The organism is Curtobacterium sp. B18 (assembly GCF_000333375.1).
Classification (GTDB): domain Bacteria; phylum Actinomycetota; class Actinomycetes; order Actinomycetales; family Microbacteriaceae; genus Curtobacterium.
The window spans coordinates 1-7,801 of the sequence record NZ_BACZ01000300.1 but is presented as its reverse complement, the minus strand read 5'-3'; the positions used below and the strand labels follow the sequence as shown (position 1 = coordinate 7,801).

General features: G+C 72.5%; 9 protein-coding genes. 6 read left to right on the top strand and 3 right to left on the bottom strand.

Translation table 11 applies throughout. The annotated features are described in order from the left end of the window. Positions 1-240 precede the first annotated feature (240 nt). On the top strand, positions 241-1,473 hold the full coding sequence (locus tag I5E_RS07960; protein ID WP_022906508.1) for an acyl-CoA dehydrogenase family protein: 1,233 nt from the start codon (positions 241-243) through the stop codon (positions 1,471-1,473). A gap of 24 nt (positions 1,474-1,497) precedes the next feature. On the opposite strand, the gene I5E_RS07955 is transcribed toward I5E_RS07960, so the two are convergent. After that, positions 1,498-1,935, bottom strand: a complete 438-nt coding sequence (locus I5E_RS07955; RefSeq protein ID WP_022906507.1) for a hypothetical protein — start codon at positions 1,933-1,935, stop codon at positions 1,498-1,500. Positions 1,936-2,064: 129 nt separating this feature from the next. Then, entirely contained in the window at positions 2,065-2,685 is a 621-nt protein-coding gene (locus tag I5E_RS07950) for an NUDIX hydrolase (protein ID WP_083857904.1), read from the bottom strand. Positions 2,686-2,900: 215 nt separating this feature from the next. Between I5E_RS07950 and I5E_RS25335 the strand changes: the two genes are divergently transcribed. Together I5E_RS25335 and I5E_RS07935 are read left to right on the top strand one after the other, a co-directional pair. Beyond that, positions 2,901-3,068, top strand: coding sequence for a hypothetical protein (locus tag I5E_RS25335; protein WP_022906506.1), 168 nt, complete (start codon positions 2,901-2,903; stop codon positions 3,066-3,068). Between the two features lie 47 nt (positions 3,069-3,115). Further along, on the top strand, positions 3,116-3,520 hold the full coding sequence (locus I5E_RS07935) for a hypothetical protein (protein WP_022906505.1): 405 nt from the start codon (positions 3,116-3,118) through the stop codon (positions 3,518-3,520). A 61-nt stretch (positions 3,521-3,581) separates the two neighbouring features. On the opposite strand, the gene I5E_RS07930 is transcribed toward I5E_RS07935, so the two are convergent. Continuing rightward, positions 3,582-4,166, bottom strand: a complete 585-nt coding sequence (locus I5E_RS07930) for a TetR/AcrR family transcriptional regulator (protein WP_022906504.1) — start codon at positions 4,164-4,166, stop codon at positions 3,582-3,584. A 159-nt stretch (positions 4,167-4,325) separates the two neighbouring features. Between I5E_RS07930 and I5E_RS07925 the strand changes: the two genes are divergently transcribed. The 3 genes from I5E_RS07925 (at position 4,326) to I5E_RS07915 (ending at position 7,772) form a co-directional block, all read left to right on the top strand. After that, positions 4,326-5,693 carry an MFS transporter gene (locus I5E_RS07925; protein WP_022906503.1) on the top strand — a complete coding sequence of 456 codons (1,368 nt, stop codon included), beginning with the start codon at positions 4,326-4,328 and terminating at the stop codon, positions 5,691-5,693. A 109-nt stretch (positions 5,694-5,802) separates the two neighbouring features. Continuing rightward, positions 5,803-6,618, top strand: coding sequence for a sugar phosphate isomerase/epimerase family protein (locus tag I5E_RS07920; protein WP_022906502.1), 816 nt, complete (start codon positions 5,803-5,805; stop codon positions 6,616-6,618). Beyond that, complete coding sequence (locus I5E_RS07915; RefSeq protein ID WP_022906501.1) at positions 6,615-7,772, top strand: Gfo/Idh/MocA family protein; 1,158 nt, start codon at positions 6,615-6,617, stop codon at positions 7,770-7,772. The genes I5E_RS07920 and I5E_RS07915 overlap by 4 nt, the downstream gene beginning before the upstream one ends. Positions 7,773-7,801: the final 29 nt, after the last annotated feature.

The window sequence follows — 7,801 nt, the reverse complement described above, 5'->3', positions numbered from 1 at the left end:
GAGCTCGGTCCCGGGGGACCTCTAGAGTCCGGTCCTCGCACGACGGGGATCGCCCCGGTCGACCGCCGCGGCCGGCGTCGACGGTGCCACCCCGGTCGAGCACGTGGTCGCCGCGCCGACCGCGGCCGTCTGACGACAGCGCCGCGACAGCGACCACGACCCCGCCCCCGAAGCCCGCCCCACCGCCCGACCCCGAACCCCGCCCCCACCGCCCGACCCCGTACCGGAAGGCACACCACCATGACCGACACCGCCGCTGCCCGTCCCGCGACCGACGACGCCGTCGACTACGAGACCCTCGCCGCCCGCTTCCGACCGATCTTCGACCGCATCGCCGCCGGTGCCAGCGCCCGCGAGCAGGAGCACCGCCTGCCCTTCGACGAGATCCGCGAGCTCGCCGCCGCCGGGTTCGGCGCCGTGCGCGTCCCCGTCCGGTTCGGTGGGGCGGGTGCGACGCTGCCGCAGGTGTTCCGCCTGCTCACCGAACTCGCCGCCGCCGACAGCAACATCCCGCAGGCCCTCCGCGGCCACTTCGCCCTCGTCGAGGACCGACTCGTCGCCCGCACGGGGGAGCGCGACGCGTGGCTCGAGCGCTTCGGCCGTGGGGAGATCGCCGGGAACTCCTGGACCGAGGTCGGTGCCGTCCAGATCGGCGACGTCATCACGAAGGTGACCCCGCAGGACGACGGCACGTTCCGGATCAGCGGCCAGAAGTACTACTCGACGGGCAGCATCTTCGCCGACTGGATCGACACGTACGCCGAGCGCACCGACACCGGGGAACGGGTCATCGCGATCGTCGACGCCCACCAGCCGGGTGTGACCCACGGCGACGACTGGGACGGCTTCGGCCAGCGCACCACCGGCTCGGGCACCAGCACCTTCACCGACGCGGTCGTCGCCGCCGACGCGGTCATCCCGTTCGACGACCGGTTCACGTACCAGACCGCCTACTACCAGGCCGTGCTCCTCACGGTGCTGGCGGGCTCGGTCCTCGCCGCCGAACGCGAGATCGCCCTGCAGGTCCGGAGCCGCAACCGCGTGTTCTCGCACGGCAACGCCGACATCTTCTCGGCCGACCCGCAGATCCTGCAGGTCGTCGGCGAGGTCTCCGCCGCCGGCTTCGCCGCGTCGGCGATCGTCGACCGGGCAGCGGAGGCGCTGCAGGCCGCGTACGAGGGCGCCGCCCTCGACACCGCCGAGGACGAGCGGCGCAACGACCGCGCGGAGCTCGCGACGGCGCAGGCGCAGGTCGCGCTCACCTCCCTCGCGACGACGGCGACGAGCCACCTGTTCGACGCCCTCGCCGCGTCCGGCGTGAGCACGACGAAGAACCTCGACCGGCACTGGCGCAACGCCCGCACCGCTGGCAGCCACAACCCGTGGGTGTTCAAGGCGCGCATCATCGGCGACCACGCCGTGAACGGCGTCGAGCCGCCGCGTGTCTGGGCGATCGGCGCGACGCGTCGGTAGTCCGAGCGCCGTCGGCCGGGTCGGTCAGAACAGGTTGCCGCCGCTGGCGACCTGCAGCGCGACGACCGCCCCGGCGAAGACGAGCAGCACGCCGACGAGCGTCGTCAGCGCGACGGGCCACCCCGTCCGCCGTCGGCCGCGGCGTGCGACCGACCCGGTGATCCCCACGACGAGGACGACCGCCGTGAGGACGAGGTGCCAGGCCTCGATGGTCGTGCCGACGTCCCCGTCGCCGGCGGCGCACCCCGGTGTGGGTTGCGCGCAGGCGGCGAACGCCAGCTGGCCGACGAGGACCGCGAACCACGCCGCCGGGCTCACGAGGACGGCCGCGCCGAGGAGCAGGACGGTGGCGACGAGGTCGCCCACGCCCGGCGCCGGCCGTGCGGGTCGCTCGACGGGTCGCTCGGGGTGCAGCTCCAGGTCGTCACCGGGATCGTCCCACCAGTCCTCGCGTGCCCCCACGTCTCCAGCGTAGGGGCAGGGTGTCGACGTGCACCGACGGTGGACGGGAGGCGCGGGTCGGGCCCGCACCGCGCCTCCCGTCCGGGAGCGGGCCGGGCCGCACCCGCGACCGCCCGTGCAGCGACGCGGTCAGGCGCGCGTGCGCGGCAGGGCGACCTCGCGACGGTCGTCCCACGGTTCGGCCCAGCCGAGGCGGTCGAAGAGCGCGTCGAGGAGCATCGCGGTGAAGCCCCAGACGACGTGCTCGGTCCCGTCGGCGTCGATGGTGAAGGCGGGGCCGCGCCACTCCTGGCCGCCGCGTCGGATCACCGTCACACCCCGGTGGGCCGGGTCGAGCAGGTCGGCGACCGGGGCGCGGAACACCGCGGCGGACTCGGCCCGGTCCACGACCCGGACGGGGGAGGACTCGCGCCACCAACCGAGCACCGGGGTGACGAGGTGCCTCGAGAACGCGAGCGGCACCGGGGCGACCGTGCCGAGGACGTCCACGCCCGCGGGGTCGAGACCCGTCTCCTCGCGCGCTTCGCGGAGCGCCGCGTCGACCGCGTCGGTGTCCCCCGGGTCGACCCGGCCGCCGGGGAACGCAACCTCGCCGGGGTGTGCCCGGAGTGTGGCGGCACGGGCGAGGAGCAGGACGTCGAGTCCCCTGGACACCGCGGCGTCGGCGGCCGGACGGTCGCTCGGGACGTCGTCGAGCTCGCCGAACAGGATGAGGACGGCGGCGTTGCGTGAGGCGCTCGCCTCGGGCATGCCCGTCACGAGCGGTGCGGCACCGGGAGCCACGAGCGCGGACAGTTGGTGGCGCGCCGGGTTCACGCCGTCAGCCTAGGCGCTGGCCGCCCGCGCGGACATCCGGAAGGCGTGGTCGAGGCCGCGTCCGGCGGGCTTCTCCGAGGCGGGGTCGGTACGTTCCGACACCACCGGGACCACGGCGGTCCCGCACCGACACTGCACGGGAGCACACCATGAGCGACACCGACGGCACCGCACCGAAGAACGACCCGGAGGGCACCCCGAAGCCGGACGGCCTCGGCGAGGACGGCACGATCCCCAACGAGCCCGACGGCCTCGCCGCCGGGCACGCGGGCGACGACTCGCACTTCAACCCCGAGGAGGACGACGGCACGGAGTGAGCGCGGCGCGGGGTGGCCGACCGGCGGGTGACCTGGGACGATCGAGCATGGGGAATCGCCGGGGCACGCTGGTCACCGCCACGATCGGGATCGGGCTGGTGCTGGCGCTCGCCGGGTGCTCCTCGCCCGGGTCGGCCTGCGCCGACTACGGGCAGGGCAACACGGTGGACGTGGTCGTGCCCGACCACCTCGCGACCGCCGTCGAGTCCGTCGCCGTGTGCGTCGGTGCCGACTGCACGCCGGAGCGGGAGTCGGCGACGTCGGAGGTCGACGGCACGACCTGGACGGTCCCGGTCGAGCAGACGCAGGACGAACGCGGCCGTGTGGCGCTCTTCGACGCCCACGGTGCGCAGCTCGACGAGCGCGGGGTCGACCTGGCCTGGACGGACTACGGCTTCGGGGCACCCCTGCAGTGCCGGGGGAGCGGTGTCGCCGAGGTCCGACTCGACTGACGGCCCGAGGTGCGGGCCGCACCGGACGGTGAGCTCGGAGACGCTCGGAGACGCTCGGAGACTAGAGCACCCGCTCCAGCAGCCGGAGCGTCCCCGCGATGTCGACGTCCCGGTCGAGCAACCACTGCACCTGCAGGCCGTCGAACGCCGCGATGATGAGTGACGCCACCTGGTCGAGGTCCACGTCGCTGTGCCGGCCGGACGCCGTGAGCTCGTCGCGGAGCTGGCCGGCGAGCTCGGCCCTGGCCGTCGCGAACCGCCCCGCGAAGTACGACCGTGCCGTCTCGTTCCCGGGTTCGACCGAGGTCCCGAGGAGGGTCGTGTAGAGCGTCACCAGTGCGGGTTCGACGACGTTGCGGTGCGCGACGAACTCGAGCCTGGCGAACACGCCTGCGGTGTCGCCGAGTGCCCGGTTCGACGCCTCGTCGCGTTCCCGGAGCACCTCGACGAGCAGGGCTTCCCGCGACGAGAAGTAGTGCCGGAGCGCGGCGTGCGAGACGCCGATCGCCTCGCCGATCGCCCGGAGCGAGGTGCCGTCGATGCCGCGGGAGGCCACGACCTCGAGCGTCTGGTCGAGGATCTCCTGCCGACGCTGCACGCCCTTGGCGTACGGGCCGCGGCTGCTGCTTCCGTCGGTGGAGGTCACGCGGCCAAACCTACCGGCAGCCCCGCGTTGCCGAAGAACGAGCGGAAAGTACCGCAACAAAAACTTCCGGTCGGAGGTTTTGGGTGCTACTGTCCCGATCACCTAGTAGGACTAGGGATTCAGACGGGCCCCGAAGCCCCTGTGACTCGAGGAGGAGTCATGTCGACACCGACGTCGAAGGAAGAACCCACTCGCGGCATCGCCGGGACCGCGTCCCCCGCGGTCACCGCAGCCGCCGGCGCCACCGCGACGGACGAGGCAGCAGCCTCCCGCGCCTTCTCGGTCGAGGGCATCACCCAGGCCGTCAGCTCCGTGCGCGTCGGCCGCGGCTACCTCTGGGGCCTGAGCTTCGCCCAGTTCGGCCTGTTCGTCGCCCTGCTCACGCCGGTGTTCGTGAGCATGTCGATCAAGGCGAGCGAGCTCAACCCGAGCAACCCGGAGTCGGTCGTGGGATCGGTCCTGCCGTTCGGCGCCTTCGGTGCCCTGCTGGCGAACCCGCTCTTCGGAGCCATCTCGGACCGCACCCGCACCCGCTGGGGTCGTCGTCGCCCGTGGATGATCGGCGGCGTCGTCGTCTTCGTCGGCGCACTCGCCTGGCTGGCCTTCTCGCCGAACCAGCTGCAGCTCACCCTGGCGTGGGTCCTCGCGCAGGTCACCGCCAACGCCGTGCTCGCCACGCTGACCGCGAGCTTCGCCGACAACGTGCCCGAGTTCCAGCGCGGCAAGGCGTCGAGCGTCATCGCCCTCGCCCAGAACATCGCGATCCTCGCCGGGCTGTACCTGGCCGTCTACCTCGTCGGCAACCTGCCCGTCCTCTTCATCGCTCCGGGCATCCTGGCGATCATCGCGATCGTGGTCTACGCCGTCATCGCCCGTGACGACCTGCCCACCACGCCGATCAAGCCGTTCAGCTGGATCAACCTGATCAGCTCGTTCTGGACGAACCCGATCAAGCACCGCGACTTCGGGCTCGCCTGGTGGGGCCGCTTCCTCATCACCTTCGGCACGTTCATGTTCACGACGTACCGACTCCTCTACATGGAGGACCGGATCGGGCTCCCGCAGAAGGAGGCCGTCGGGGTCGTCGCGTTCGGTGTGCTCCTCTACACCGTCGCCCTCCTCGCCAGCGCCGCGCTCTCCGGCTGGGTGTCCGACCGTGTCGGCCGCCGCAAGGTGTTCGTCTGGAGCTCCACCGCCCTCACCGCGGTCGGCCTGGTCATCCTGGCGCACGTGGACACGGTCGGCGGGTTCTACTTCGCCGAGATCGTGATGGGCTTCGCCTTCGGCATCTACGCCGCGATCGACACCGCCCTCATCGTCGACGTGCTGCCCGACCCGGAGCGTCCCGGCAAGGACCTCGGCGTCATCAACATCGCGAACGCCCTGCCCCAGTCGCTCGCCCCCGCGGTCGGCCTGTTCCTCCTCGGCATCGGCGGTGGGCAGAACTACACGCTCATGCTCTGGGGTGCCGGCGTCGCGGTCCTGCTCGGGGCCCTCGTCATCCTCCCCATCAAGTCGGTCAAGTAGCGCACTTCGCGCGTCAGCAGCCTGGAGGCGCGACCCGCGTCCGCAACGCGAGCCGCGCCTCCAGGCCGTCACCGCCACCCCGCGACGACGCGGGCAGAAAGGACCCACCATGGCTCCCGCCATCTCCCTGCAGCTCTACACGGTGAACGCCGCGCTGGAGCCCGACCTCGACGGCGGCGTCCGCCGCCTCGCCGAGATCGGCTTCGACACCGTCGAGGCGTTCGCGTTCGTCGGTCGATCCGCCGAGCTCAAGCAGGCGTTCGACGCCCACGGCATCACCGCGACGACCGGGCACGCCTTCCTCGTCGAGGAGACCATCCCGCTGCCGGACGGCAGCGTCATGACCGCCCCGTCGCACGCCGACACGTTCGCCGCCGCGAAGGAGCTCGGCCTCGAGATCGTCATCGACCCGTTCGTCGGGCCCGACCACTGGACCACCCGCGAGAGCGTCGAACGCATCGCTGCCAGACTCAACGCCGCCGCCGTCGAAGCCGCCGAGCACGGTCTGCGCGTCGGCTACCACAACCACGACCACGAGCTCCGGCCGCAGATCGAGGGCCAGCCCGCGCTGCAGGTGCTCGCCTCGCTCCTCGACCCGGGCGTGGTGCTCGAACTCGACCTCTACTGGGCATCTGCCGCCGGCATCGACGTCGTCGCGTTCATCCAGGAGCTCGGCGACCGCATCGTCGCCGTGCATGTCAAGGACGGCCCGATGCGCGAGGGCATCTCCACCGCGACGATCCCCACCGACCAGACCCCGGCCGGCCAGGGCGACGTCCGGCTCGCCGAGGCGCTGGCCGCGGCGCCCGCCCTCGAGTACGCCGTCATCGAGTTCGACGGCTACGACGGCGACGTCTTCGACGGCGTCGAGCAGTCCTACCGGTGGCTCCGCGCCACCCTGAGCACGGAGGCGGTCTCCGCATGACCCGCACGGGCACGGTCGGCATCGGGTTCATCGGCGCCGGCATGATCAGCGAGCAGTACCTGTCGAACCTCACGCGGTTCCCCGACGTCGAGGTGGTCCGGATCGGCGACATCGACACCGAGCGCGCGGCGGCGTCGGCCGCGAAGTGGGGCGTCGCAGCGTCCGGCACCGGCGACGAGGTCCTCGCGGACCCGGACGTCGAGATCGTGATCAACCTCACGCTGCCGGCGACGCACGTCGAGGTCTCCACCGCCGCGCTCCGCGCCGGCAAGCACGTGTGGAGCGAGAAGCCGATCGGGGTCGACCGCGAGTCCGCAGCCGGGTTGGTCGCACTCGCCGAGTCGCTCGGGTTGCGGCTCGGCATCGCACCCGACACCGTGCTCGGCACCGGGTGGCAGACCGCCAAGCGGGCGATCGAGGCCGGCGCGATCGGCACACCGCTGACCGCGGTCACCAGCTTCCAGTGGCAGGGCCCCGACGTCTTCCACCCGAACGCGTCGTTCCTGTACGCGAAGGGCGCCGGCCCGCTGTTCGACATGGGGCCGTACTACTTCACCGCGCTCGTGCACCTGCTCGGGCCGATCGCCTCGGTCGTCGCGACCGGCTCCCGCTCGCGGGACACCCGGCAGCTGGTCGTCGGGCCGAACGCCGGCCAGGAGTTCCCGGTCGAGGTCCCCACGCACCTCTCCGTGCTGACGTCGTTCGAGCACGGCGGCAACGCGCAGTCCCTGCTCTCGTTCGACACCCCGCTGTTCCGGCACGGCGTCTTCGAGGTCAACGGCACCGAGGGCACGATCGTCCTGCCCGACCCGAACACCTTCGGCGGCGGCCACCCGATCCGCATCGCTCGGCCGCTGTCGAAGGACGTGTCGTTCCCGTTCGAGCAGGAGTGGGAGACCGTCCTCGACGCCGAGCCCACGGCCGGCCGGGGACTCGGCGTGCTCGACATGGCGCGGGCGATCCGCGGCGGCGGCGCACACATCGCGACGGGCGAGGTCGGGTACCACGTGCTCGACGCGATGGTCGCGGTGGAGGAGTCCGTCGAGCGCCGTGCGTTCGTCGAGGTCGCGTCCACCGTGGCGCCGATCGCATCGCTGGCGGAGGACTTCGACCCGTTCGCCCGCACGCTCGCCACGGAGCCGGCCGCCGTCTGACGGTCCGGACCACCCGCGAGTCTCGGCTG

Excerpts from the sequence above, each read along its gene's own strand:
- I5E_RS07960 (WP_022906508.1), top strand. The coding sequence starts at position 241 with ATGACCGACACCGCCGCTGCCCGTCCCGCGACCGACGACGCCGTCGAC.
- I5E_RS07950 (WP_083857904.1), bottom strand. The coding sequence starts at position 2,685 with ATGCCCGAGGCGAGCGCCTCACGCAACGCCGCCGTCCTCATCCTGTTC.
- I5E_RS25335 (WP_022906506.1), top strand. The coding sequence starts at position 2,901 with ATGAGCGACACCGACGGCACCGCACCGAAGAACGACCCGGAGGGCACC.
- I5E_RS07935 (WP_022906505.1), top strand. The coding sequence starts at position 3,116 with ATGGGGAATCGCCGGGGCACGCTGGTCACCGCCACGATCGGGATCGGG.
- I5E_RS07925 (WP_022906503.1), top strand. The coding sequence starts at position 4,326 with ATGTCGACACCGACGTCGAAGGAAGAACCCACTCGCGGCATCGCCGGG.
- I5E_RS07920 (WP_022906502.1), top strand. The coding sequence starts at position 5,803 with ATGGCTCCCGCCATCTCCCTGCAGCTCTACACGGTGAACGCCGCGCTG.
- I5E_RS07915 (WP_022906501.1), top strand. The coding sequence starts at position 6,615 with ATGACCCGCACGGGCACGGTCGGCATCGGGTTCATCGGCGCCGGCATG.